We start from the raw sequence: 24,583 nt of genomic DNA, 5'->3' as shown, positions 1-24,583 counted from the left end.
CTGGCAATGTGTCGCGTATCTTACACGTCTCTTTGATACAAAAGATGACGGCAAATGCGCCGCAAAGCTCAGGCTTGCTGTACGAAGGTGAGGCGTATCGCAAAACCGATCAAAAGGCTGCCAAACAACCATTGTTGCAGGCGCTGGGCCGACGGGCTGCGTTCCAGCCAGCGGCCGATGCTGGCACCGGCCAATCCATAGCAACTGTCGAAAGCCAGGCCGACCGCCACCAGAATCGCGCCTAACAGGGCGAACTGTGCCGTCACCGATGCGCCGTGTGGATCGATGAATTGCGGCAGCAATACGGAGCAGAACAGCAGTGCCTTGGGGTTGAGCAGGTTGGTCAGCAGGCCGCGCTGGAAGGCTCCGCGCCAGGCGTGGGCCGGTGCGGTGCCGTCCTCGGTGTTCAGGTTGGGCAGCAGGTTGGCGCGCAGGCACTGCACGCCGATCCACAGCAGATACGCCGCACCGCCCAGGCGCACCACGTCGAAGGTCCAGGGCGCGACCTTGAACAGCGTCGCCAGGCCCATCCCTGCCAGTGCCACATGGCAGGCCCGGGCGACGCCCAAACCGGCTGCGGTTGCCAGTGCCATCGCCTTGCCTTGGCGTGCGCCGGTTTGCAGCAACAAAATCATGTCCGGGCCGGGCAACAGGTACACCACCGCCAGCGCGACTAAAAACAACCAGAGTTCTGCCATGTGCCTGCCCCTTGTGGTACGTGATTCGTAGAGCAATTTTAGGGGCGAAGGCCGGGGCAGGTGCTTGCGTAGTCAGCTGGAAAAGCGTCTAGTCTTGGCACAATCTGCCACTTATGTTGGGCGAAACACTTCACTTATGCCAAATCTGAAACTGGATGCGTTTGACCGCAAGATTCTTGAAGCCCTGCAACGAGATGGCCGCCTGAGCAATGTGCAACTGGCGGATGAGATAGGCCTGTCGGCTTCACCCTGCTTGCGGCGCGTGCGCCTTCTGGAAGAAGCGGGCGTGATTCGTGGTTACCAGGCGAGTCTTGACCGGGATGAAGTCGGGTTGGGGCTGACGGTGTTTGTCGGGGTGAAAGTGGAGCGGCATAACGACGAACAGGCGGAGGCGTTTCGGTTGGCGGTGACGGCGCTGCCCCAGGTGATTTCGGCGTTTCTGGTGTCGGGGGAATCGGACTTTCTGCTGCAGGTGGTGGTGCCTGATTTGCGTGGGTATGAGCGGTTTCTGACCGGGAGTCTGTTGAAGCTGCCGGGGGTGAGTGATATCCGCAGCAACTTTGCGATTCAGACAGTGAAGACGCCGGGGGCGTTGCCGTTGGGGCATCTTCCCAATTAATGATCGAATTGCGTTGGTGAGGAGCACTTTGTGGTGAGGGGGCTTGTCCCCCGTTGGGCTGCGAAGCGGCCCCAATAAGGTCACCGCGCTTTTTCAGACGGAACCGCATCACCCGTTTTGGGGCTGCTGCGCAGCCCAACGGGGACAAGCCCCCTCGCCACAGGGGTTGCGGGTACTTGGGGTGAGGGGTGGGGCTCAGGTCCACCAATAGCGCACGAGATGAAAGAAGATCGGCGCCGCAAAACACACGGAATCCAGCCGGTCCAGCATCCCGCCGTGCCCTTCGATCATGTGCCCCCAATCCTTCACGCCCCGGTCGCGCTTGATCGCTGACATCACGATCCCGCCGGCAAACCCCAGCAGGTTGATCAACAGCGCAATCAGGAACGACTGCCAGGGATTGAACGGCGTGGTCCACCACAGCGCCGCACCGATCAGCGATGACAGCAGAATCCCGCCGACAAAGCCTTCCACGGTCTTCGACGGCGACAGGTTGGGCGCGATCTTGTGTTTGCCGAACAGCTTGCCGCACACGTACTGCAGCACGTCCGACAGTTGCACCACGATCACCAGGTAGGCGATCAGCAGCAGGTTGCGGCCTTCATAGCCGACGATGTCCAGGGTCAGCAGCGCCGGCACGAAGGACACGCAGAACACCGCGATCATCAACCCCCATTGCACCTTCGATGCCCGTTCCAGGAAGTGCGTGCTGTCGCCGCCCAAGGACGCAAGGATCGGCAGCAGCAGGAACACGTACACCGGGATGAAGATCGAGAACAGCCCGTACCAGTCGAAGTAGATCAGCAGGTATTGCAGCGGCAACGCCAGGTAAAACGCCGCTACCAGTGCCGGATAATCGCTGCGCCGGGTCGGCGTGAGGGTGAGGAATTCCCGCAGTGCATAGAACGACACGGCGTAGAACAGCAGGATCACCGCACCGGTGCCGAGCCAGAAGGCGATGCCGATCACCACCACCATCACCCACCAGGCATTGATGCGGGCGTTGAGGTTGTCGATCACCGCGTTGGGCGTGCCACGGGTGCGCAGTTTTAGGATCAGGCCGATCAGTGAGGCGAGCACCAGGATCGCGCCGATCCCGCCGAACAACATCAGGGTTTGGCTATCCATGTCAGGAATGCTCCGGGGCGAGGGCGAGCAGGGCGTCGCGGGCGCGGGCGAGGAAGAGTGCCTTGTCTTCACCGTCCTCCAGTTGCAGCGGTGCGCCGAAGCTGGTGGTGCACAGCAATGGCAACGGCAGCACGCGGCCCTTGGGCATGACCCGGTTGAGGTTGGCGATCCATACCGGGATCAATTCCGCTTGTGGATAACTCTTGGCCAGGTGATACAGGCCGCTTTTGAAGGGCAGCAGGCCGTCTTCCAGGTTGCGGGTGCCCTCGGGGAAGATGATCAGCGAGTCGCCGTTTTCCAGGGCCTGGAGCATCGGTGCCAAGGGGTTATCCACAGGGTCCTTGCGCTCGCGGTCGATCAGCACGCCGTTGAATACGCGGTTGATGATGTAGCGGCGCAGGGTGCTTGTGTTCCAGTAGTCGCTGCCGGCCACCGGGCGTGTGAATTTACGCAGGTTCTGTGGCAGCGATGCCCACAGCAGCACGAAATCACCGTGGCTGCTGTGGTTGGCGTAATAGATGCGTTGCACCGGCACGGGCGCACAGCCAAGCCACAGGCTGCGGGCGCCGGTGACGGTGCGGGCCATGGAGGTAATCAGGGTGGCGACCACGGGTTCGAACATGAGGATTCCTTATCCGGCGAAGGGCAGCCAGGGGCTGGCCAGGATGACGGCCACGGTCAGCAGCACTTGCGCCGCCAGCAGGTAGGCTTGCTTGCGCAACAGTTTCAGGGCGCCGCGACGGCGTTCGGTCCAGGGCCGGCCCGCGTGTTTGGCGGATTGCAGGCCAAGGGTTTGCATGGCCTGGTCGAAGTCGGGTGTACGGTCGGTGTCGCGGGCGAGCAGGGCGAACAGGTCGGCGTCGAAGGCCACCCGCAACGCCCAGTATTTTTGCAGCAGCCCGAGCACAATCATCCACAGGCTGAGGATCAGGCAGATTGGCGTGATGCTGGCCATCAGCAGTTGTGCGAGGCCGAACAGCACGCCGAGCAAGGTCAGGCCTGTGGATAACTGATCCAGGGAACGACCCCGGCGCAGCAGGCTGGCGACGACCTGTAATTCCATGTCAGCGGGCATGGGTTAAACCCTCCAGGGCTTCACGGTGAGCGGGATGCAGGACCACACGCGGGCGTGCTGTATGAATAATAGCCACCGCCTCGTCGACATTGGCTGCGCGCCCGGTGTGGAGCAGCCAGGCGGCCACGGCGGTGGCGCTGCGCGAGTAACCGAGGGCGCAGCACACCAGCAGCGGCCCGGCTGAGCGTAGGCGTTCAATGGCCTGGGCAGCTTCCAGGCATTGCGCCGCAGTAGGTGCCGTGAGATCGAGAACCGGCAGGCTGTAATAGGCGCGGCCCTGTGGATCAATCGGCAATTCGGCGCACAGATCGACCACCGCTTTGAATGAGTCCAGCTCCCTGGCTGTGGGAATTCGCCCCAGCCACACGTTATCCACAACCTGATCGGGCTGTGGATGTTGACGCGTCCACAGGCGGGAATTGATCCAGGCTGCTGCCAGATAAGGCGCAAACAACCAGCGCGCCGCCGGAGTGAGTCGCCCGTCGGCGCGCTTCTGAAAGCCCGAAACGCCCAGCACCAGATAATTCGCCTTCATCAATCCAAGGGAAACCGCCGGCCAAAGCAGCCACAACCAGCCGCCACCGAGGCTGAATGCCAGGATCAGACACACCAACGACCCGATGCCATAGCGCAACCCCAGGCGCCAACGCTGCCGGTCCCGGGTCAGGTGGGCATTCAGCAACGGGCTCGGATGTTCCAGCGGCCACAGCCACACGCACAGCCAGCCGGCGAGGGCGCCTGTGGGTAAGTCGATAAAGTGATGTTGATAAGTGGTCAGCACCGAAAGGCCGATCAACGCGAACCAGCCATGCACCAGCCAGCGCCACAGGCCCCGGCTATGCCGCTGGTACATTATCCACAGCACCACCAGCAGGGCGATGTGCAGCGATGGCGCCTGATTGAACGGCTTGTCGAACCCGGCGAGTACCGCAAACAGCCAGCCGAATACGCCATCCAGCTCCGGGCGTTCGAAGGTGAAGCGCAATGGCCAGATCAGGAAGCAGGTGACTGCAATCACCTGGGCCGTCAGCAGGCGCAGGGCATGCTGTTTCAGCTCATGGCGCGTACTGGGCAGCAGCAGGGAGAAACCGTAGAGCAGGTCAATCGACCAGTAGGGCACGATGGTCCAGGCCCAGAACGGGATATGGGTTTCCCAGCCGAACACCAGGGTGCCCACGTCGCTGCGCTGGCTGGTGACCCACGTGGCAAAGCCGTAGGTGCTGAAAAACAGCGGCGCCAACAGCAGCAGCCACAGCACCGCCGGTTTTAACAGGCCCGGTTCACGCATGGGTCAGACCCGCTGCGCCAGGGACACGCTGAAAATCCCCCATTCATCCACGCGTTGGGTGATCTTGCGGAAACCGGCAGCTTCCACCAGTTGATCCATTTCCGCCTGGCTGCGCCGGCGCATCACCCAGGCCTGCCCCTGACGGTGGCTGGTGAGGGCGCGGGCGATCAGTTCCAGTTGCGGGTGCCACGGTTGGCCGGTGTACACCAGATAACCACCGGGCTCCACAGCTTCGGCCAAACCGGCGAGCGAGCCACCGACCATCGCGTTATCCGCGAACAATTCATACAGCCCGGACACCACCGCCAGCGTCGGCTTGGGCTCAAGCGCCGCGAGGTCTTCCCGGTCAAACGCATCGCCTTTGACGAACCGGGCGATGTCTCCCAGGCCTTTCTCACGAATCAGTGCTCCACCGTCGCGCACATTGATGTCGCTGTAGTCCCGCAACAGGATCGATTCCGGCAGCGGCGAAACGCCCTGCAAGGCTTCCAGAATGTACCGACCATGCCCGGCGGCGATATCGACGATACGCACCTCGCGAGACTCCTCCCGCAGCTTGCCCATCGCCAGGCGCAGCAGCTCTTCCACGTTCAACTTGCGTTGGCGAATACCGCGCCAGCCGATGGAGTTGAGGTAGTTGGTGTCGATCATCCGCCCCAGCCCGCCTTTGCCGGTGGGCGTGTTGCGGTACACGTAATCCAGGGTGCTGCCGGAGTCGAAGCCGGTGTCGAAACCGAGCTTCACGCCATCCGACAGCTTGCTGCCCAGGCCCATGCTGGCACGGGTCATGCGCCAGTACAGGTCGCGCAGCGAGTTGCGGGGCAACGGTGCGGCCAGGGATTCGGATTCGGCGCAGGTCAGGCCAATTTTGTCGGCATCCAGCAAGTTGGCACGGTCCAGCGGGTGCTCGAAGTTCTGCAGGATAAAGCGCCGGGCGCTGTTCAAGGCCACGGCGCGGTCACGTTCACCGAGGGTGTCGTGGAAGAAACCGGGCAGGATGTGCAGTTCTTTCTTCAGGCTGCCGAGGCGGTCGAAAAACTGCTGCTGGGGTTTGCGGTGCACCACAAAGTCCGAGCCGGAGATCAACAGTTGGGTGGGCACCTGGATCGCCTGGGCATCGGCTACAACCCGGTCGGCCGCTTCGTACAGGCCCAGCAGCACATTCACCGAGATGGCCTTGGTGATCAGCGGATCAGTGTCGTAGGACGCCACGCGCTCCGGGTCATGGCTCAGGAACTTGGCCTTGACGTAGCTGTTGACGAAAAAGTTGCCGCGAAACCTGCGCATCAACCCCAGGCCCGGTCGGGCGAAGGGCACGTAGAGCTTGACCTTGAACGCGGGGGAGGCGAGCACCAGTGAACGAATCTTCGGCGCGTAGTCGTGCACCCAGGTCGCCGCGATCACCGCGCCGACACTTTGGGCGATCACCGCGAGGTTTTCTTCCTCGATGCTGTAGGTGGTGCCGATATGGTCAACGAAGGTCTGCACATCCCGGGCGCTGGTGGCGAAGCTGGGGCTGTCGCCGCGTTCGCCGGGGGATTGGCCGTGGCCACGGGCGTCCCAGGCGAAGAAGTCGAATTCGGGCAGGTTGAGTTCGTCCACCAGGTGGGCGATACGCCCGGAGTGCTCATGGCCGCGATGGAACAGCACAATCGCCTTGCGCGGCGCAAAGCCCGCCGGTGCGGTGGCGGGCCAGTGACGGTAGAAAAGCGCCACCCCGTCATGGGTGCTGAAGGTGTGCTCTTGCTGTTCGCGCATCGCAAAATCCTTATGCAGAAGGGGAGGTTTGTTCTTCTTTGAGGCCTTGGCGCACGCGGTTGACCAGGGTGTAGGCCAGCAAGGCCGCGACCAGCCACATCACCGCATCGACCCAACCGGCACCGAGCCAGCCCAGCGCCACACCGGTGGCCAGCACGCCGAGCACAAACGCCCGGTCACTCTTGCCCATGGGCCCGTCGTAGCGCCGCGAAGCCCCGACCATCGGCCCGAGCACGCCGGCGTACTCGCTGAACACCGCCAGCAGCGTCACCAGCAGCACCGGCGCCAGGCTGACTTCGGGGATCAGCGCAAACGGCAGGATCAGCGCGCTGTCGGCGATCACGTCACACAGTTCATTGAGGTAGGCGCCGAGTCGCGACTGCTGGCCGAATTCCCGGGCGAGCATGCCGTCGATGGCGTTGAGGGCCATGCGCAGGATCATCCACAGCGGGATCAGCGCAAACAGCCACACATGTTGCGCAAAGCCGGCGATCAGCAATCCCACCAGCAGGGAAACCACCCCGGCGAGCACGGTGATCTGGTTGGCGGTGGTACCGTTGTCGTAGAGGCGCTGCACCAGCGGGCGCAGCAGGTTCTGAAAACGCGGTTTAAGCTGATAGATCGAAATCATGGGGAGTGACGCTTCCTTGTCCGTAAGCCCGCGAAAAACTGTGGGGAGTGTGCCGATTTATCACGGCTGAAACCAGTGATGGCTCCGGTTTCTGGGGGTTTCGTCACTATCCCCGTGAAACCAAACAAAAATTTCACGCGCCGGGTTATAGAGTAACTAATTGTTTCTGGGTGGGCGTTTGGGGATGCGAGTGGATCTGGACGCTGATGACGTGGCCATCGAAGGGCTGCCGCGTTTTCAGCAAGGGTTGTTTCATGCCCGCCGGTTAAGGCAGGCCGGCATTGGCCTGACGGTGCTGGCGGTCGGCGGCTGGATGCTGGCCCTGTTTGTGGCGCTGTTTGCACCGCTGTCGATCTGGCCGGTAGTGTTGATCAACTGTGCCTCGGCGTTGCTGGTGCTGGTGGCCGGTTTGCAATCGGCTTGGTGGGTCGCCGATTGGCGGGCCATGGCGCTGGAGGAACCGGCGGCACTGCTGATCGAACAGCCGCTGCCACAGGAAGAACCAGGCTGGCTCAATCGCCTGTTCGGCCGCGTCGGTAGCGGCTTGCTGACGCAGATCGGCGCGCCGGTGTTTTGGCTGTGCGGCTGGTCGTTGTTGGCGCTGTTCAGCGTCCTGGAATTCTGGAACCTGACATTGCCCGCCGCAGCGGTGGGCCAGGCTGCCAGCGTGGGCGCGGCTATCGCTCTGGCGCTGGCGTTCGGTTTGCTGGTGTTTGAACGGCGCATGGCCCAGGAAAGCACCGCCCAATGGCCGGAAGCAGCGCAACTGGCGCAACTGAGCCGGGTGGCGATTATCTGCCTGGTGATCAGTGCGATTTGTCTGTTGTTTGCCGGTGAAGAGTCCGTGTGGCCGTTACGCCTGGCGGTGTTGATCGGCCTGTTGCCGGCCCTGGTGGCGCTGGAGTTTCTGTTACGCGGCCTGCTGTCGCTGTTCAGCCCGCGCCAGGAGCGCCTTGAGCCACGGCTGATGGCGCAGAGTTTTATCGCCGGGATGCTGCGCTGGCCGCCACAACCGTTGCTCGCTTTGCAGCACGAACTGCACAACCGTTTCGGCATCGACCTGCGGCAAATCTGGGCCTTTACCTACATGCGCCGGGCATTCCTGCCGGTGCTGGTGGTGGTGCTGGCCGTAGGCTGGTTGCTGACCGGTGTGCATGAAGTCGCCCTGCAAAGCCGTGGGATTTATGAACGCTTTGGCAAGCCGGTGGAGGTCTTCGGGCCTGGCCTGCATGCCGGTTTGCCGTGGCCGCTGGGCCGCGTGCTGAACGTGGAAAACGGCGTGGTCCATGAACTGGCCACCAGCGTTGGCGAAGCGGCGGCCACCGACGTCGCGCCCGCTGAAGGTCCGGCGCCGTTGATCGCCAATCGCCTGTGGGACGCGAGCCACGTGAATGATAAATCTCAGGTGATCGCCAGCAGCAGCGGCGACAAGCAGAGCTTCCAGATCGTCAATATGGATGTGCGCTTCGTGTACCGCATCGGCCTGACCGACCAGGCCGCGCTCGCGGCCACCTATAACAGCGCCGATGTACCCACGCTGATTCGCAGCACCGCCAGCCGTATCCTCGTCCACGAATTTGCCTCGCGCACCCTCGACGAATTACTCGGCGAACAACGCAACAGCCTCGCCGATGAAATTGGCCGGGCAGTGCAGGCGGACCTGAAGAAACTCGACAGCGGCGTGGAAATCCTCGCCACCGTGGTGGAAGCCATTCATCCGCCGTCCGGTGCGGCCAACGCCTACCACGCGGTGCAAGCGGCACAGATCGGCGCCCAGGCGCTGATCTCCCGGGAGCGCGGCGCTGCCAGCGAGCAGACTAACCAGGCGTTGCTGCTCGCCAGCACCGCCCGCGACCAGGCCCAGGCCACGGCCCATGAGGTTCACGCTGGCGCCCAGGCGGCAGACCTGCGCTTCAGCGCCGAACAAAAGGCCTACCAGCAAGCTGGCCAGGCGTTTGTGCTGGAGCAGTACCTGAGCCAACTGAGCCAGGGCCTGGCCCACGCCAAATTACTCATTCTTGATCATCGCCTGGGCGCCAGTGGCGCACCGACCATCGATCTGCGTTCCTTTACCTTACCGGCCGACCCTGCGGTGCCGCGTAAAGCCGTTCAATAAGGAGTTCATCTGTTGAGCGCTCATTCTCACGATCACGCAGGCCATGGTCACCACCACGGCCACCATCATCACCATCACGGTGATGAACATGAAGCCGGCCCGTTCCCCTGGCGGCGTATGGGCTGGGCCGTGTTGCTGGTGCTGTTTGCCGTCGCCGCGGCGAGCCTGGTGCAGGTGCGCTCCGGCGAAGCCACGGTGATTACCCGCTTCGGCAACCCGTCGCGGGTGCTGCTGGAGCCGGGCCTGGGCTGGCGCTGGCCGGCGCCGTTTGAAGCGGCGATTCCGGTAGACCTGCGCCTGCGCACCACGTCCAGCGGTTTGCAGGATGTGGGCACCCGCGATGGCCTGCGGATCATCGTGCAAGCCTACGTGGCCTGGCAGGTGCAGGGCGACCCCGACAACGTGCAGCGCTTTATGCGCGCGGTGCAGAACCAGCCGGATGAAGCGGCGCGGCAGATTCGCACCTTTGTGGGCTCGGCGCTGGAAACCACCGCCGCCAGCTTCGACCTGGCCAACCTGGTGAACACCGATGCGAGCCAGGTGCGCATTGCCGATTTTGAAGCGCAGCTGCGCCAGCAGATAGATCAACAATTGCTCACCACCTATGGCGTGCGCGTGGTGCAGGTCGGCGTCGAGCGGCTGACCTTGCCCTCGGTGACCCTGGCCGCCACCGTCGACCGCATGCGCGCCGAGCGCGAGACCATCGCCACCGAACGCACCGCCGTAGGCAAACGTGAAGCGGCGCAAATTCGTTCTGCCGCCGAGCGTGATGCACGGATCGTCCAGGCCGACGCCACGGTGAAAGCCGCCGATATCGAAGCGCAATCCCGGGTGGAAGCCGCGCAGATTTATGGGCGTGCCTACGCCGGGAATCCGCAGCTGTATAACCTGCTGCGCTCCCTCGACACCCTTGGCACCGTGGTTACGCCGGGCACCAAAATTATCCTGCGCACCGACGCTGCACCGTTCCGCGCCTTGGTGGATGGGCCGAAGGATGTCCAGCCATGAGTGAGCGGGAAAGCCTCGACAGCCCGTGGATCCAGGCTGGACGGCTGACGTTCCTGGCGCTGTATGCGGTGACGGTATTGGCCGCGTTGGCGTGGGCGTTTTCCAACGTACGGCAGATCGACCCGCAGAACCGCGCCGTGGTGTTGCACTTCGGCGCGCTGGACCGGATTCAGAATGCCGGGCTCCTATTGGCCTGGCCGCGCCCGTTTGAACAAGTGGTGCTGTTGCCCGCAGCGGACCGGGTGATCGAGCGTCGGGTGGAAAACCTGCTGCGTTCCGATGCGGCCACGCAAGCCGATCGCGTGGCCAGTTTTGCCACGCCGCTGAGCGATGCCCTGGCCGGCTCCGGTTACCTGCTGACCGGCGATGCCGGCGTGGTGCAGCTGGATGTGCGGGTCTTCTATAAGGTCACCGAGCCCTACGCCTTTGTGTTGCAGGGCGATCACGTGCTGCCGGCGCTGGATCGGCTGGTCACCCGCAGCGCTGTGGTGCTGACCGCCGCGCGGGATCTGGACACCATTCTGGTGGCGCGCCCCGAGCTGATCGGTGCCGACAACCAGGCCGCCGAACGCCGCGAACGGCTGCGCGGCGATTTGGTGCGCGGCATCAATCAACGCCTGGCTGACCTGGCGTCCACCGGGCTTGGCCTGGGCATCGAAGTCACCCGGGTCGACGTGCAATCGAGCCTGCCGGGCCCGGCCGTCAACGCCTTCAACGCGGTGCTGACCGCCAGCCAGCAAGCCGACAAGGCGGTGGCCAATGCGCGCACCGACGCCGAAAAACTTACCCAGACCGCCAATCAGGACGCCGACCGCGCCGTGCAGGTGGCCCATGCCCAGGCCAGCGAACGCCTGGCCAACGCCCAGGCGCAAACCGCCACCGTCGCCAGCCTGGCCCAGGTCAAAGACCCCGGCCTGTTGCTGCGCCTGTACCGCGAGCGCTTGCCGAAGATTCTCGGCCAGGCCGGTTCCGTGACTACGGTCGATCCTAAAGACGATTCCCGCCTGATCATTCAGGGAGCCGAACAATGACTGCCCACGCCGCCCCGATGCTCTCATCGGCCGAACAACGCAGTGCCGCCCGGCAACTGACCCTGGCGATGCTCGCCCTGGGCCTGCTCAGCCTGGGCCTGGTATGGCGCTGGCTGGCGCCGGACCAGACCGGCGTCAGCCAACTGCTGCTGGGCGTCGCCTCGTTGCTGGTGGCGGTGCCGGTGATGCGCTCGGCCTGGTACAGCCTGCGTTATCCGAGCCTGCATGGCATCACCGACCAACTGATCGCCCTGGCCATGCTCGGCGCCTGGGCCACCGGTGACCTGCTGACCGCCGCGCTGCTGCCGATCATCATGATCTTCGGCCATGTGCTGGAAGAGCGCAGCGTTATCGGTTCCCAGGAAGCGATTCATGCCCTGGGCAAACTGACCCGCAGCCATGCGCGCCTGGTGCAGGCTGACGGGACCATTCTGGAAGTCGACAACGGCATCCTGAAGACCGGCGATATCGTCGAGGTTCGCGCCGGTGACCGGGTGCCCGCCGACGGCGTGGTGTTGTCGGGCCAGGCCAGCCTCGACACCGCGCCGATCACCGGCGAGTCGGTGCCGCTGGAAGCGAGTGTGGGCGTGCAGGTGTTTGGTGGCGCGATCAACCTCGACGGTTTGCTGCGCCTTGAAGTGACCCGCACCGGTAACGAATCGACGTTGGGCAAAGTCATCGCCCTGATGCAGAGCGCCGAACGTTCCAAGCCGCCAATCACCCGGTTGCTGGAGCGTTACGCCGGCAGTTACATGGTGCTGGTGTTATTGCTGGCGGCGGTGACCTGGTTCGTCACCAATGACGCCCAGGCGATGCTTGCGGTGTTGGTGGCGGCGTGCCCATGTGCATTGGTGTTGTCGGCACCTGCCACGGCGATTGCGGGCATTGCGGTGGCTGCGCGTCACGGCATTCTGATTCGCAGCTCGGCGTTTCTCGAAGAGCTGGCGGACTTGACGTCTCTGGTGGTCGACAAGACCGGCACCCTGACGTTTGGCACCCTGCGTTTGCAGTCCATCGACACTGCGGCGCCGGATCGGCAAGAGCTGCTCAATCTTGCAGCCAGTCTCGGCTCAGCCAGCAGCCACCCGGTCAGCCGGGCGTTGGCGGGGTTGGCCACGCAAGAGCAAATGCGGGTGCTGTCGGATATTCGCGAGCGTCAGGGCCTTGGTGTCGTCGCTCAGACAGAGCAGGGCGAAGCCGCTCTCGGTCGGCCTGAGTTGTTTGAGCAACTGGGTATCACGACCACAGCAGTTCCCCATCACGACGGCCCGATTGCCGGGCTGGCGCTGAACGGGCAATTCCTCGCCTGGTTGTTGCTGGCAGACAGCGTCAAGCCGGAAGCCCGCCAGGCGATGAAGGAGCTGCGTGAGCTGGGCCTGGGTCGCCAACTGCTGCTGACGGGCGACCGGCAAAGCGTGGCCGACAGCCTGGCGCTGGAAGTGGGTATCAGCGACGTCGAGGCCCAGGCCTTGCCGGAAGATAAACTCAACCGCGTGTTGGGGAAATCGGCAGCGGTTTCCGGCCGATGGTGGTGGGCGACGGGATCAACGATTCCCTGGCGCTCAAGGCGGGCGTGGTCGGTGTGGCGATGGGCGCGGGCGGGGCGGATATCGCCCTGGCGTCGGCGGATGTGGTGCTGATCGGCAGCGACCTGCGGCGCCTGGGCACGTGCGTACGCTTGAGCCGCCAGTGCCGGCACACGCTGCAGGTCAACGTGATCATCGGCCTGGGCTGGACGCTGGCCATCGTGGTGTTCGCGGCATTCGGCTGGCTGGGCGCGGCGGGGGCGATGATTGCGGCGGTGTTGCACAACCTCAGTACGCTGCTGGTGCTGGGTAATGCGGGGCGCTTGTTGCGGTTTCAGGAGCCGTTGTTGAAACTGGACGAATAAATTTTAGAAATTTTTCAGTCTCGCTGTAACGCCTTGGGGGGACCTCACTCTAGTGCTATGTCGAGACTGAACAATCCGTTCAGACCGACTCCACTACCGATCATGAGGAATACACAATGAACATCAAATCCGCTGCTGCTGGTGCCGCCCTCGCTATCGCCGCTGCTGGCATGTTTGCCGGTGTTGCCACCCAGGTGCAGGCAGCAGACGCCCAGGTCCACTGCTATGGCGTCAACGCCTGCAAAGGCCAGAACGACTGCAAAACCAAAGATCACGCCTGCAAAGGCATGGGTTCTTGCAAAGGCCAGGGCTTCTTGTCGATGAGCAAATCGATGTGCGACGAGAAAGGCGGCAAAGTCGGCGAGTAACCGACAACCGAGTGCAACCGCAGCGGGCCCCCCGCCGCTGCGGACACTTTCCCCAGGAGTGTTTTTATGTCCGCCTCCCTTCCGAGTCTGGGTTACGGCCTGGGTCTACGCAGCGAGTACTACCAGCAGATCCTTGAACAATCGCCGGCCGTGGATTGGTTCGAAGTGATCTCCGAGAATTATCTGGTCCAGGGCAGCAAGGCCTTGTACTACCTGGACGCGATCGCCGAGCGTTATCCGTTGGTGATGCACGGTGTGTCCCTGTCCATCGGCGGGCCCCATGCCCTCGATATCGATTACCTGAAACAACTCAAGCAGCTGTCGGAACGCATCCAGCCGGCATGGATTTCCGATCACTTGTGCTGGAGTCGCGGCAACGCGCACCAGTTGCATGACCTGCTGCCGCTGCCCTACACCGAAGAAAGCCTGTACCACGTCGCCGGTCGCGTGCGGCAAGTGCAGGACGTGTTGCAGCGTCCCTTCGTGCTGGAAAACGTCTCCAGCTATGTGCGCGCCAAGGCGGACGAGTTTACCGAGTGGGAGTTTCTCAACGCCCTGACCCATCTCACCGGCTGCCAGTTGCTGCTGGACGTTAACAACGTGTACGTCAGTTCACGCAACCACGGGTTCGATGCCTGGGAATTTATCCGCAACCTGCCGCCCGAAAGCATTCGCCAATTGCACCTGGCCGGGCACATGGATTACGGCGACTACGTGATCGACACCCATGACCACCCGGTATGCGATCCGGTGTGGGCGCTGTATCAGCAGACGCTGGAGCACCTTGGGCCGGTTTCGACGTTGCTGGAGCGTGATGATCATTTCCCGCCGTTCCAGGAGCTGCTCGACGAACTGAGCAAGGCCCGCGAGCTGGGCGCCAGCGCATTGGACAGGAGAGCGTTATGCGCCTGATCGATTGGCAATTGGCGTTTGAACAGCAGTTGCTGGCGCAGACGTTCACCGCCGACAACCGCTTCAGCGCCACCCTGATCGGTGGTCCGACCCTGGATGTAGAGACGGGCCTGGCGATTTACCACAACGCCTATCACGCACGGTTGCAGGAAGTGTTGCGCGATGACTTCAGCGCCGTCTGGTATTGGCTGGGGGACGAGGAGTTTGCAGCGTTGGGTTCGGCCTATATCCGCCGCTATCCCTCGGCCCATTACAGCCTGCGCTGGTTTGGCGAGCGTTTCCCCGGGTTTATCCTCGAGCATTACGCCGGCCAAGGCGCGCCGCTGGGCGAGCTGGCGCGGCTGGAATGGGCATTCACCCTGGCCTTTGATGCGCCGCAGGGCGAGCCGTTGGCCCTGCAAGACATGGCCACGCTACCGCCTGAAGACTGGCCCGGGTTGCAGGTGCAACTGGCCCCGTCGGTGCAGCCAGTAGCGTGTGACTTCAACAGCCTGGGTATCTGGCGCGCGAGCAAGGGCGAGTGGGACTTTCCCGGCAGCGAGGCCTTGCCGTTGGCGCAGGTCTGCCTGGTCTGGCGCCACGACAATGTGTGCCAATACCGTAGCCTGGAACCGGCGGAAGCCAGCGCGCTGACGGGCATGGTCAGCACTGGCTGGAACTTTTCCGAACTGTGCGCCGAGTTGGCAGTCACTTACCAGGAGGGCGCGCCATTGCAAGCGGTTACCTGGCTGAAACAGTGGGTCCAGGACGGTTTGCTCCAGCGGCGGGCACCATAGAAAAGGGCTATTGTTTCGATAGCCTGCTAATTTTTCTGTGAATGGTCTACCCTCATTTCAGACGTCTGAAACAAGGGGGGACTACTCATGCTCGCGCAACTTCCACCGGCCTTACAGAATCTCAAGCTACCGCTGCGTCTTCGACTCTGGGACGGCCATGAATTTAACCTGGGCCCGGATCCCAGCGTCACCATTGTGGTCAAGGACCCCATGATGGTTTCAACGCTCAGCCATCCAACGCTCGACTCACTGGGCGAAGCCTTCGTCGAGGGCAAACTGGAGCTGGAAGGCTCCATTTCCGAAGTCATCAGGGTGGTCGATGAGTTGAGTCATGCCCTGGTTGAGGACGAGGAGGACACTCGTCCGGTGCGCTCGATCCACGACAAGGCCACCGACGCAGCCGCTATTTCCTACCATTACGACCTGTCCAACGAGTTCTACCAGCTTTGGCTGGACCGTGACATGGCCTATTCCTGCGGGTATTTCGAGACCGGCAGCGAATCCCTCGATCAAGCCCAACAAGACAAATTCCGCCACCTGTGCCGCAAACTGCGGCTGCAGCCGGGGGAATATCTGCTCGACGTGGGTTGCGGCTGGGGCGGGCTGGCGCGGTATGCCGCGCGGGAATTCGGGGTCAAGGTGTTCGGCATCACCCTGAGTAAGGAGCAACTGGAGCTGGCCCAGGAGCGAGTGAAAGCCGAAGGCCTGGAAGACCAGGTGGAGCTGACGCTGCTGGACTACCGCGACCTGCCCCAGGATGGCCGCTTCGACAAGGTGGTGAGCGTGGGGATGTTTGAACACGTCGGCCACGCTAACCTGGCGGAGTACTGCAAGATTTTGTACGGCGCGGTGCGTGAGGGCGGCCTGGTGATGAACCATGGCATTACCGCCAAGCACACCGATGGCCGGCCTGTGGGCCGTGGCGCCGGGGACTTTATCGAGCGCTATGTGTTTCCCAATGGCGAGCTGCCGCACCTGGCGATGATGACCGCCGAGATCAGCGAAGTCGGGCTGGAAGTGGTCGACGTCGAAAGCCTGCGCCTGCATTACGCGCGCACGCTGGATCACTGGAGCGAGCGCCTGGAAGACAACCTGGAAGCGGCGGGCAAGATGGTGCCGGAGCAAGCCTTGCGCATCTGGCGGCTGTACCTGGCCGGCTGTGCCTATGCGTTTGCCCGGGGCTGGATCAACCTGCACCAGATTCTGGCGGTGAAACCCCATGCCGATGGTAGCCATGAGCTGCCGTGGACACGGGACGATTTGTACCAGTAAGCAGTGGCACCGGTGATCTAAAGGTGGGAGCGGGCTTGCTCGCGAAGGCGTTGTATCAGAAACACATTCAGTGACTGACACTCCGCTTTCGCGAGCAAGCCCGCTCCCACATTTGGTTCGGTGCAAGCCTTACAAAATTGGAGAAATAAGCCGCGCGACCCGCATGCCCAGTTGTTGCAGGCGGTGGGTCTGGCGGCTTTCTTCCTGGCTGATTTCATGGGCCAGGGCGAAGTCATCCAGCAACATATGCTCCACCTGACTGGCGAAGGTGTCATCCACCGTCAGCAACATCACTTCGAAATTCAGCCGGAATGAACGGTTATCCAGGTTCGCACTGCCGATGGCGCTGATTTCACTGTCCACTAACACCACTTTCTGATGCAGGAACCCCGGCGTGTAGCGGAATACCCGCACCCCGGCGCGCACAGCTTCGATCGCGTACAGGCTGGAGGCCGCGTAGACGATGCGGTGATCGGGCCGCGACGGCAGCAGCAGGCGTACGTCGACCCCGCGCAACACCGCCAGCCTGAGTGCGGAAAACACCGCTTCATCGGGAATGAAATACGGGCTGGTGATCCACACCCGCTCGGTCGCCGCATGAATCGCCTCGACGAAAAACAGCGAGCACGTCTCATAGGGATCCGCCGGGCCGCTGGCCAGCAACTGGCAGAGCACGCCGTCATCGGGATAGGTGTCCGGCAGCAGCAGCGGCGGCAGCTCGCGCGCGGCCCAGAACCAATCCTCGGCAAACGATTCCTGCAAGCACGCCACCACCGGGCCGCTGACCTGCACATGGGTGTCGCGCCACGGCGCCAGGGGCGGCTTCTTGCCCAGGTATTCATCGCCGACGTTATGCCCGCCGACAAACCCGGTAATGCCATCGACCACCACGATCTTGCGGTGGTTGCGGAAGTTGACCTGGAAGCGGTTTAGCCAGCCACTGCGCGTGGCGAAGGCCTTGACCTGCACCCCGGCGTCCCGCAGCGACTGCACATAACGATGGGGCAGGGCATGGCTGCCGATACGGTCATACAGGACGAAAATCAACACGCCTTCGGCGGCCTTTTCCTTGAGCAACGTGTGCAGCCGGCGGCCGAGTTCGTCGTCATGAATGATGAAGAACTGGAACAAGACGGCCGTCTTCGCGGAACGGATGGCTTCGAAAATCGCGCTGAACGTGGCCTCGCCATTGATCAACAAGCGCACCTGATTGTTCGCCAGGCATGGCATGCGCCCCAGCTTGGGCATGGCCCGCAGTGACGCATAGGCTTGGGAGTTGCGCGCGGCCAGTGCTTCTTCGACCCACGGGCGCCAGTTCAGCTCGGTGATCGCCTTGTGCATTTCCTGGTTGGCCTGGCGCCGCGCCTGGATGTAGGCGTCGAAGGTGCTGCGGCCGAAGATCAGGTAGGGAATCAGCGTCAGGTAAGGAATGAACATCAGCGACAAGGCCCAGGCAATCGAGCCTTGGGCGGTCCTGACGGTCAGCACCGCATGGATGGCGGCAAGGGTGCCCAGAAAATGCAGGGTGGCGATGAAATAGGCGAGCAGGTGCGGGCCAAAGAAATCCATGGACAACGGTACTCCTGACAAACAAGTGCCTAACAGACCATGTTCGGCCACGAATGTCGCTATTTTATTTGCTGTGCAACACTGGCGCTTTTGCGGCGTCTAACGCCGACAATTACCCAGGAGTTACCCGATGAATGCTCGTCTGCTTGGTTTGGCCATGGTTGTTGGTTTAACGCTGCCCGTGGCGGCGCAAGCGCAGATGTTGGCGCCGGGCTTGTGGGAATTGACCACCAGTAACATGAAGGTCGATAACCAGGACCTGCCGGACTTGTCGCTGATCCTCGGTCAGCTCAAGCAACAGATGACTCCCGAACAACGGGCCATGCTTGAGAAGCAAGGCATCACCATGGCCGGCAAAGGCGTGCAGGTGTGCCTGACACAAGCCCAGGTGGCGTCCGACTCCATCCCGCTGACCGACCCGCAATCGGGCTGCAAACAGGAAGTGACGGACAAGACCGGCAACCAGTGGAAATTCCGTTTCAGCTGCCCGAAAGCCCAGGGCACCGGCGTGGCGACGTTCCAGAGCCAGCAGGAATTCACCACCACGGTTAACGGTACTTTCAACGCCACCGGCGTACAGCAGAAGGGCAGCCTGGACACCCACGCGCAGTGGCTGGGCAGCAACTGCGGTACGGTCAAACCCCGCGCTTAACCTAAGACACACCCCGATCAAAATGTGGGAGCGGGCTTGCCAGGTCCAGAGTCTTCAGCGCTGAAAATGCAGCGGCAACCCCTGGCAGCTGTCGTGCACGCGCCCGTCGTGCCAGGCCAGATGGCCGGAGACCAGCGTAGTGCTGACGCTGTGCCGGAAGCTGCGCTCGGCAAAGGGCGTCCAGCCGCAGCGCGCCAGGATAGGCTCGCTGCTGACGGGCTTGCCGTGGGGCTCGGGTTTGATCAGCACCAGGTCGGCCCAATAACCTTCCCGCAGGTAGCCACGGTCGGGGATCGCAAACAGGTCCGCGACACGATGGCTGGTTTTCGCCACCAGGGTGGTCAGTGGCAACACGCCGTCAGCCACCAACTCCAGCAGTGCCGGCAGGGCGTGTTGCACCAGCGGTAAGCCCGACGGCGCCTCCCGATACGGCAGCTGTTTTTGCGCCCAGGTGTGGGGCGCATGGTCACTGCCGATCACATCCAGACGGTCACTCAACAATGCCAGGCGCAGGGCGTTGCGGTCGGCGCGTGTCTTGATCGCCGGGTTGCATTTGATCTGGTGGCCGAGGCGCGCGTAGTCGCGGTCATCGAACAATAAGTGGTGCAGGCAGACCTCCGCGGTGATGCGTTTTTCCGCCAGGGGCTTGTCTTCGAATAGCACCAACTCCCGCGCGCTGGTGATGTGCAGCACATGCAGGCGCGTGCCATGCCGCTTGGCCAGTTCCACCGCCAAAGACGACGAGCGATAACAGGCCTGCGCATCGCGGATCAGCGGGTGCGCCACGGCAGGGATGTGGTCGCCAAAGCGTTCGCGCATCCGCTGCTCGTTGGCGTGGATGCTGGGCGTGTGCTCGCAGTGGGCCAGGAGAATGGTCGGCACCTCGGCGAACAGGCGCTCGAGAATCTTCGGGTCATCTACCAGCATATTGCCGGTGGAGGCGCCCATGAACACTTTGACGCCGGCGACTTCACGCGGGTCCAGCGCGGCCACGGTGTCGAGGTTGTCGTTGCTCACCCCAAAGTGAAAGCCATAGTTGGCCACCGAATGCAGGGCGGCACGGCGTTTCTTGTCGGCCAGGGCTTCCAGGTTCAGGGTGGCCGGGCTGGTGTTGGGCATGTCCATGAAACTGGTGATGCCCCCGGCCACGGCCGCGCGGGACTCGCTGTAGAAGCTGCCTTTGTCCGGTGCGCCCGGCTCACGGAAATGCACCTGGTCGTCGATCATCCCGGGCAACAGCCACTGGCCTTGGGCGTCGATTTCCACCGGGGCATTTACGTTGTCGATGCTGCTGGCGATCTTCTCGATGCGGCCATTGGCGACCAGCAGGTCGGCCTCGAATGCCTGGCCTTCGTTTACCAGGCGGGCGTTGCGGATCAGCAGGCGGCTCATGGTCAGAACTCGTTTTGCAGGGCTTTGTAACCCAGCACCAGGTCGACGTTGGTGCGCGCCACGTCTTCGGAAAACTCCGAAGCGCTGACGCTCACCGGCGGGAACTGGGACAGGTCGGTATTGGGCCCGATGCGGGTGGTGGAGGGCACGTAGAACGCGGCGGGCAAATCGCGGCCGTCGACTACGGAGTTGTGCCGCACCACGCAGCCGTCGCCGACCAGGCAGTTGAACAGCACGCTGTTGAAGCCGATAAACACCCGGTCACCGACGGTGCACGGGCCGTGGACGATGGAGCGGTGGGCAATGGAGGTGAACTCGCCGATGGTCACGGCGGCGCCGGATTTGGAGTGGATGACCACGCCGTCCTGGATATTCGAATTGGCGCCGATGGTGATCGGGTCCATGTCGCCGTTGGCGTTGACTTCGTCGGCGCGGATCACCGCGTAGGGGCCGACAAATACGTTCTCGCCGATGATCACCTTGCCGCAGATGATCGCGGTTTTGTCGACGTAGGCCGATTCGGCAATCACGGGCAGGTCGCCGGAAGGGTTCTTGCGGATCATGGGTCAGGTTCCTTGAGGGGCGCGGTGATGATGTGTACGTGGCTGCCTTCGATGGCGTTGTAGAAACAGGTGGGCCGGCCCGTGTGGCAGGCCGGGCCTTGCTGGTCGACGATCAGCAGCACGGCGTCGCCGTCGCAATCCAGGCGCGCCTCCACCAGCTGTTGCCAGTGGCCGGAGCTTTCGCCCTTGCGCCACAGTTGCTGGCGCGAGCGGGACCAGTAGCAGACCTGCCCAGTGGCCAGGGTTTCGTCGAGGGCCCGGCGGTTCATCCAGGCCAGCATCAACACCTCGCCGCTGCCGTGTTGCTGAGCGATGGCGGCAATCAGGCCATCGCTGTTCCACGGCAGGGCGTCGAGCACGCTAGCGAGTGGAAAGCGGCTGCCGATGGCAGCCTTTTCCAGGTCGAGCATGCTCAGGGTCATGGCTTGCTCAGGGCCGCGCACAGGGTGTTGAGGTTGTATTCGAACAGGCCGGTAAAGGTGCTGGCCGGGCCTTCTGCGGCGAGGGCGTCGGAGTACAGGGTGCCGCCGATTTGCGCGCCACTTTCGTCAGCGATCTGCTTGAGCAGGCGCGAGTCCTTGATGTTTTCCATGAACACGGCCTTGACCTTGTCCTTGCGGATCTGGGTGATCAGCGTGGCGACTTCGGCGGCAGACGGTTCACGTTCGGTGGACAAACCCTGAGGCGACAGGAACTCGATACCGTAGGCCTGGCCCAGGTAACCGAAGGCGTCATGGGACGTCACGATGCGGCGGTTACCCGGTGGCAGGGCGCCGAACTTGGCCTTGGCTTCCGCCAGCAGGCGGTAGATTTCTTTCAGGTACACCTGGCTGTTGTGCTCGTAGTCCGCCTTGTTGGCCGGGTCGGCAGCGATCAGCGCCTTGGTGATGTTGTTCACGTAGATAACGGTGTTGGCCAGGTTGTGCCAGGCGTGTGGGTCGGGAATGGTTTCGCCGTCTTCTTCCATGGTGTGGGACAACACGCCTTTACTGGCGGTGACCACAGTCGCCTTGGTCTCGGTGCTGGTGACCAGTCGATCCAGCCACGGCTCGAAGCCCAGACCATTTTTGATGATCACCTTGGCCTTGAGCAGGGCCTTGGCGTCGTCTGGCGTTGGTTCGTAGGTGTGGGCGTCGGCGTCGGGGCCGACCATGTTGCTGATCTGGATATGATCGCCACCGACCTGGTGGGTCATGTCGTCAAGAATACTGAAGCTGGTAACCACCTGAAGCTTGTCGGCAGCCTGGGCCGTCGCGAACGACAGCGGCAGCAACACACTGAACAGCACGAGTAGAGCGCGCATCGGGAAACACCTCATTGGGATGTAAGCAAAGGCGGGCGGCGCAGCAAGCCGTGCACCGGACCGAAGACCACGGACAGCAGGTACAAGCCGCCAGCCACCAGCACAATCGCCGGGCCGCTGGGCAGCGAGTAGTAGAACGACAACAACAAGCCAAGCCACACCGACAGGCATCCCAGCACCGCCGATATCGCGATCAACACCGGCAGGCGCCGGCTCCAGAAGCGTGAAGCAATCGCCGGCAACATCATCAAGCCGACCACCATCAGAGCGCCGATGGCCTGGAAACCAATCACCAGGTTCAGCACCACCAGGGTCAAAAACAGACCGTGGGCCAGCGGGCCGAGGCGGCTGACGGTTTGCAGGAACAGCGGATCGAGGGTGTCCAGCAGCAGCGGTTTGTAGATCACCACCATGGCGATCAGGCTGAAGCCCGAGACCCAGAGCATGCCGGTGAGGGTCGGGCCGTCGACCGCCAGGGCCGAGCCGAACAGCAGGTGCAACAGGTCCAGGCGCTTGCCGGCGAGGCCGAGGATCAGCACGCCGCTGGCCAGGGAAATCGGGTAGATGGCGGCGAGGCTGGCGTCTTCCTTCAGCCCTGTGCGGCGGGTGATCCAGGCGGCGAGGCCGGCCATGCTCAGGCCGGCGCCCAGGCCACCGATGGTCAGCGCGGGCAGGCTCAGGCCGGCAAACCAGAAGCCCAACGCGGCGCCGGGCAGGATGCCGTGTGACACCGCGTCACCGATCAGGCTCATGCGGCGCAGGATCAGGAACACCCCCAGCGGCGCGGTGCTGCACGCCAATACCAGCCCGCCGAGAAGTGCGCGGCGCATAAAAACAAAGTCGAGAAACGGCATCCACAAGTGAGCGGCGAAGTGCATCAGGCCACCTGCATGTGCGGCTGCGGGCGGATCAGTTCTTTGCTGGAGCCGAACACGCAGCCACTGCTTTTGATCTGCACCACTTGCTGGGTGTGCTGGCGGACGGAGCCGAGGTCATGGCACACCACCACCACCGTGCGGCCTTCGTCGTGCCAGGCGTGGATGTGTTTCCAGCACAGAGCCTGGCCGTCTTCGTCGAGGGCGGCGTGGGGTTCGTCCAGCAGCAACACCGGCGACTCGGCCAGGCTCATGCGGGCGAGCAGGGCGCGTTGCAGTTCACCACCCGACAAGGCCATCAACGGCCGATGCTCCAGGCCACTGAGGCACCAGTCTTCGAGCACCGCGTTCAAGCGTTCGGTGCGTTGTTGCGGGGTTTGCTTGCTGCCCCAGAACCCGGCGGCCACCAACTCTTGCAGGCTGATGGGGAACTGGCGGTCAAGGTTCTGTTGCTGGGGCAGGAACGACAGCCCGCCGCGGCGTGGAACATCAATCGTCACTTTCCCGGCCAGGGGTTTCTGCAGGCCGGCGATGACTTTCAGCAGGCTGCTTTTACCGGTGCCGTTGGCGCCGATGATGCCGGTGAGGCTGCCTTTTTCCAGGGTGAAATCGATAGCCGGGGTGAGTGGTTGGCCGGGGGCGCCCCAGCGCAAGGCGGTGCAGGTGATCATTCGGAAGGTCTCGTCCAGCGGCTTTCAGCTACGGCATCGTGCGCGTGCAGGCTTTCGGCGTGGATCACTTTCAAGTGGAAGGCAATGACCGCATCCGAGCGTTTCAAGGCGAGGTTGAGGCGGCGGGCGGCGTCTTCGCAGAACATCAGGTTCTGCCCGTTGGCCAGGGCGAAGGCTTGTTCGTCCGCGCGCTTTACGGCGGTTTGTACGGCGGTGCCGAGGGCGGCTTCGGTGTCGTCGATCAATTGCGTCAGCGGCAGTGTGGGCTGATCGCCTTGAAGACGGACCTGCAACAGCGCGCTGCTGCGCTGGCTGTGGGGCGTGGCGACGATGCCGTTTGCGCTGCCCAGCCAGGTCAGCACGTCTTCGTGTTGCAGCGGCGTGTTGGCAAAGTCTTCAATAAATTGCTGCTGAATCAATTGCCTGGCGAGGGCAGCCGAGCATGGGCAGGTTGAAGAGTAGGTAACGTCAATTTTTAGTTCCACGTGGAACATCTGGTTTTCCAGGCGCGCTTCGATGCTCACCGGATAGCTTTTCCAGCCGGCCAATGGGCTGACCAACGCGGGACGTTTCAGCAGCAGGTCTGCATGAATTCGCAGGTAGGCATTTGTGGATAAACCTTCATGACTGTCGAGAAAACGTTGCAATACACTGCGCAGCAGTGCTGGCGAAAGCGGCTGCTGTTCAAGCATCTCCAGCGCCAGGTAAAGCCGCGACATATGAATACCTCGGGCCTCACCGTCGTCCAGGCTAACGCCTGCATCGGCTTTGGCGCTGAGGCGCTGGCCGTCGATCTGAATGGGCAGGGCAATGCCGCACATGCCCACCCAATCGAGCGGCAAGGCTTGGCGTGAAGCCTGCGCGGCGATATCGGGCAGAGTCAGCGCGTTCATGAGCAGGTCCATCGTTGGAAATAAAAAGACATGTTATATTATTACTATTGAGTCGACGAAATTTTTTCTGCTCTGTCTTTTATTCAGTCATGTC

The 24,583-nt window shown here is 62.8% G+C and carries 24 protein-coding genes and 1 pseudogene; 10 read left to right on the top strand and 15 right to left on the bottom strand.

Annotated features, from left to right (window positions below; translation table 11 throughout):
* Positions 1-68: 68 nt before the first annotated feature.
* On the bottom strand, positions 69-698 hold the full coding sequence (locus tag JFV30_RS28830; protein ID WP_201125757.1) for a LysE family translocator: 630 nt from the start codon (positions 696-698) through the stop codon (positions 69-71).
* Positions 699-843: 145 nt separating this feature from the next.
* Here JFV30_RS28830 and JFV30_RS28825 point away from each other — a divergent pair, with 145 nt between their 5' ends.
* A complete protein-coding gene (locus JFV30_RS28825) occupies positions 844-1,317 on the top strand; it encodes an Lrp/AsnC family transcriptional regulator (RefSeq protein ID WP_029615789.1) in 474 nt (157 codons plus the stop codon).
* Between the two features lie 195 nt (positions 1,318-1,512).
* Here JFV30_RS28825 and JFV30_RS28820 read toward each other — a convergent pair whose 3' ends face one another.
* Genes JFV30_RS28820 through JFV30_RS28795 form a run of 6 tightly spaced genes read right to left on the bottom strand, consistent with a single transcriptional unit; the run spans position 1,513 to position 7,197 of the window.
* On the bottom strand, positions 1,513-2,445 hold the full coding sequence (locus JFV30_RS28820) for a phosphatidate cytidylyltransferase (RefSeq protein WP_003213523.1): 933 nt from the start codon (positions 2,443-2,445) through the stop codon (positions 1,513-1,515).
* Position 2,446: 1 nt separating this feature from the next.
* Complete coding sequence (locus JFV30_RS28815; protein ID WP_201125756.1) at positions 2,447-3,067, bottom strand: lysophospholipid acyltransferase family protein; 621 nt, start codon at positions 3,065-3,067, stop codon at positions 2,447-2,449.
* Positions 3,068-3,076: 9 nt separating this feature from the next.
* The gene (locus JFV30_RS28810) at positions 3,077-3,520 is read right to left on the bottom strand and encodes a hypothetical protein (RefSeq protein WP_201125755.1); all 444 of its coding nucleotides are present in this window, start codon (positions 3,518-3,520) and stop codon (positions 3,077-3,079) included.
* Entirely contained in the window at positions 3,510-4,808 is a 1,299-nt protein-coding gene (locus JFV30_RS28805; RefSeq protein WP_201125754.1) for a phosphatase PAP2/dual specificity phosphatase family protein, read from the bottom strand. Before JFV30_RS28805 ends, JFV30_RS28810 begins: the two co-directional genes overlap by 11 nt.
* A 3-nt stretch (positions 4,809-4,811) precedes the next feature.
* Positions 4,812-6,566: a bifunctional alpha/beta hydrolase/class I SAM-dependent methyltransferase gene (locus JFV30_RS28800; protein ID WP_201125753.1), complete on the bottom strand. Its 1,755-nt coding sequence runs from the start codon at positions 6,564-6,566 to the stop codon at positions 4,812-4,814.
* A 10-nt stretch (positions 6,567-6,576) separates the two neighbouring features.
* A complete protein-coding gene (locus tag JFV30_RS28795) occupies positions 6,577-7,197 on the bottom strand; it encodes a CDP-alcohol phosphatidyltransferase family protein (protein WP_201125752.1) in 621 nt (206 codons plus the stop codon).
* 184 nt (positions 7,198-7,381) lie between these two features.
* On the opposite strand from JFV30_RS28795, the gene hflK (JFV30_RS28790) reads away from it, so the two are divergent.
* The 8 genes and pseudogenes from hflK (JFV30_RS28790) to cfaB all read left to right on the top strand — a co-directional run bounded on the left by hflK (JFV30_RS28790) (position 7,382) and on the right by cfaB (position 16,571).
* Positions 7,382-9,313 (top strand): protease modulator HflK, encoded by a 1,932-nt coding sequence (gene hflK, locus JFV30_RS28790; RefSeq protein WP_201125751.1) that lies wholly within the window; start codon positions 7,382-7,384, stop codon positions 9,311-9,313.
* Positions 9,314-9,322: 9 nt separating this feature from the next.
* Complete coding sequence (gene hflC / locus JFV30_RS28785) at positions 9,323-10,321, top strand: protease modulator HflC (protein WP_161635746.1); 999 nt, start codon at positions 9,323-9,325, stop codon at positions 10,319-10,321.
* Positions 10,318-11,352 carry a protease modulator HflK gene (hflK, locus tag JFV30_RS28780; protein ID WP_088421967.1) on the top strand — a complete coding sequence of 345 codons (1,035 nt, stop codon included), beginning with the start codon at positions 10,318-10,320 and terminating at the stop codon, positions 11,350-11,352. The genes hflC and hflK (JFV30_RS28780) overlap by 4 nt, the downstream gene beginning before the upstream one ends.
* A pseudogene (locus tag JFV30_RS28775) lies at positions 11,349-13,243 on the top strand (cation-translocating P-type ATPase). Before hflK (JFV30_RS28780) ends, JFV30_RS28775 begins: the two are co-directional and overlap by 4 nt.
* A gap of 116 nt (positions 13,244-13,359) precedes the next feature.
* A complete protein-coding gene (gene bufA2, locus JFV30_RS28770; protein WP_201125750.1) occupies positions 13,360-13,611 on the top strand; it encodes a BufA2 family periplasmic bufferin-type metallophore in 252 nt (83 codons plus the stop codon).
* A gap of 66 nt (positions 13,612-13,677) precedes the next feature.
* Positions 13,678-14,523, top strand: a complete 846-nt coding sequence (gene bufB, locus JFV30_RS28765; RefSeq protein WP_201125749.1) for an MNIO family bufferin maturase — start codon at positions 13,678-13,680, stop codon at positions 14,521-14,523.
* On the top strand, positions 14,514-15,299 hold the full coding sequence (locus JFV30_RS28760) for an HvfC/BufC N-terminal domain-containing protein (protein ID WP_201125748.1): 786 nt from the start codon (positions 14,514-14,516) through the stop codon (positions 15,297-15,299). The genes bufB and JFV30_RS28760 overlap by 10 nt, the downstream gene beginning before the upstream one ends.
* Before the next feature lie 87 nt (positions 15,300-15,386).
* Complete coding sequence (gene cfaB, locus JFV30_RS28755) at positions 15,387-16,571, top strand: C17 cyclopropane fatty acid synthase CfaB (RefSeq protein ID WP_010168413.1); 1,185 nt, start codon at positions 15,387-15,389, stop codon at positions 16,569-16,571.
* Between the two features lie 129 nt (positions 16,572-16,700).
* Here the strand turns inward: cfaB and cls are convergent, their stop codons facing one another.
* Complete coding sequence (gene cls, locus JFV30_RS28750; protein WP_201125747.1) at positions 16,701-18,140, bottom strand: cardiolipin synthase; 1,440 nt, start codon at positions 18,138-18,140, stop codon at positions 16,701-16,703.
* A 130-nt stretch (positions 18,141-18,270) separates the two neighbouring features.
* On the opposite strand from cls, the gene JFV30_RS28745 reads away from it, so the two are divergent.
* Positions 18,271-18,792: a DUF3617 domain-containing protein gene (locus JFV30_RS28745; protein WP_010168411.1), complete on the top strand. Its 522-nt coding sequence runs from the start codon at positions 18,271-18,273 to the stop codon at positions 18,790-18,792.
* Positions 18,793-18,846: 54 nt separating this feature from the next.
* Here the strand turns inward: JFV30_RS28745 and JFV30_RS28740 are convergent, their stop codons facing one another.
* Genes JFV30_RS28740 through folE2 form a run of 7 tightly spaced genes read right to left on the bottom strand, consistent with a single transcriptional unit; the run spans position 18,847 to position 24,489 of the window.
* Complete coding sequence (locus tag JFV30_RS28740; protein WP_201125746.1) at positions 18,847-20,184, bottom strand: dihydroorotase; 1,338 nt, start codon at positions 20,182-20,184, stop codon at positions 18,847-18,849.
* A gap of 2 nt (positions 20,185-20,186) precedes the next feature.
* Positions 20,187-20,747 carry a gamma carbonic anhydrase family protein gene (locus tag JFV30_RS28735; protein WP_201125745.1) on the bottom strand — a complete coding sequence of 187 codons (561 nt, stop codon included), beginning with the start codon at positions 20,745-20,747 and terminating at the stop codon, positions 20,187-20,189.
* On the bottom strand, positions 20,744-21,169 hold the full coding sequence (hisI, locus tag JFV30_RS28730; RefSeq protein WP_169386786.1) for a phosphoribosyl-AMP cyclohydrolase: 426 nt from the start codon (positions 21,167-21,169) through the stop codon (positions 20,744-20,746). Before hisI ends, JFV30_RS28735 begins: the two co-directional genes overlap by 4 nt.
* Positions 21,166-22,050 carry a metal ABC transporter substrate-binding protein gene (locus JFV30_RS28725; protein WP_010168406.1) on the bottom strand — a complete coding sequence of 295 codons (885 nt, stop codon included), beginning with the start codon at positions 22,048-22,050 and terminating at the stop codon, positions 21,166-21,168. Before JFV30_RS28725 ends, hisI begins: the two co-directional genes overlap by 4 nt.
* Before the next feature lie 11 nt (positions 22,051-22,061).
* Complete coding sequence (locus JFV30_RS28720; protein WP_010168404.1) at positions 22,062-22,928, bottom strand: metal ABC transporter permease; 867 nt, start codon at positions 22,926-22,928, stop codon at positions 22,062-22,064.
* Positions 22,928-23,596: a metal ABC transporter ATP-binding protein gene (locus JFV30_RS28715; protein WP_169386787.1), complete on the bottom strand. Its 669-nt coding sequence runs from the start codon at positions 23,594-23,596 to the stop codon at positions 22,928-22,930. The genes JFV30_RS28720 and JFV30_RS28715 overlap by 1 nt, the downstream gene beginning before the upstream one ends.
* On the bottom strand, positions 23,593-24,489 hold the full coding sequence (gene folE2 / locus JFV30_RS28710; protein ID WP_201125744.1) for a GTP cyclohydrolase FolE2: 897 nt from the start codon (positions 24,487-24,489) through the stop codon (positions 23,593-23,595). Before folE2 ends, JFV30_RS28715 begins: the two co-directional genes overlap by 4 nt.
* Between the last annotated feature and the right edge of the window lie 94 nt (positions 24,490-24,583).

It is taken from the genome of Pseudomonas sp. TH32 (assembly GCF_016650855.1).
Classification (GTDB): Bacteria; Pseudomonadota; Gammaproteobacteria; order Pseudomonadales; family Pseudomonadaceae; genus Aquipseudomonas.
Note: the sequence above shows the minus strand (reverse complement) of the source record. Positions and strands in the feature narration are given on the sequence as shown.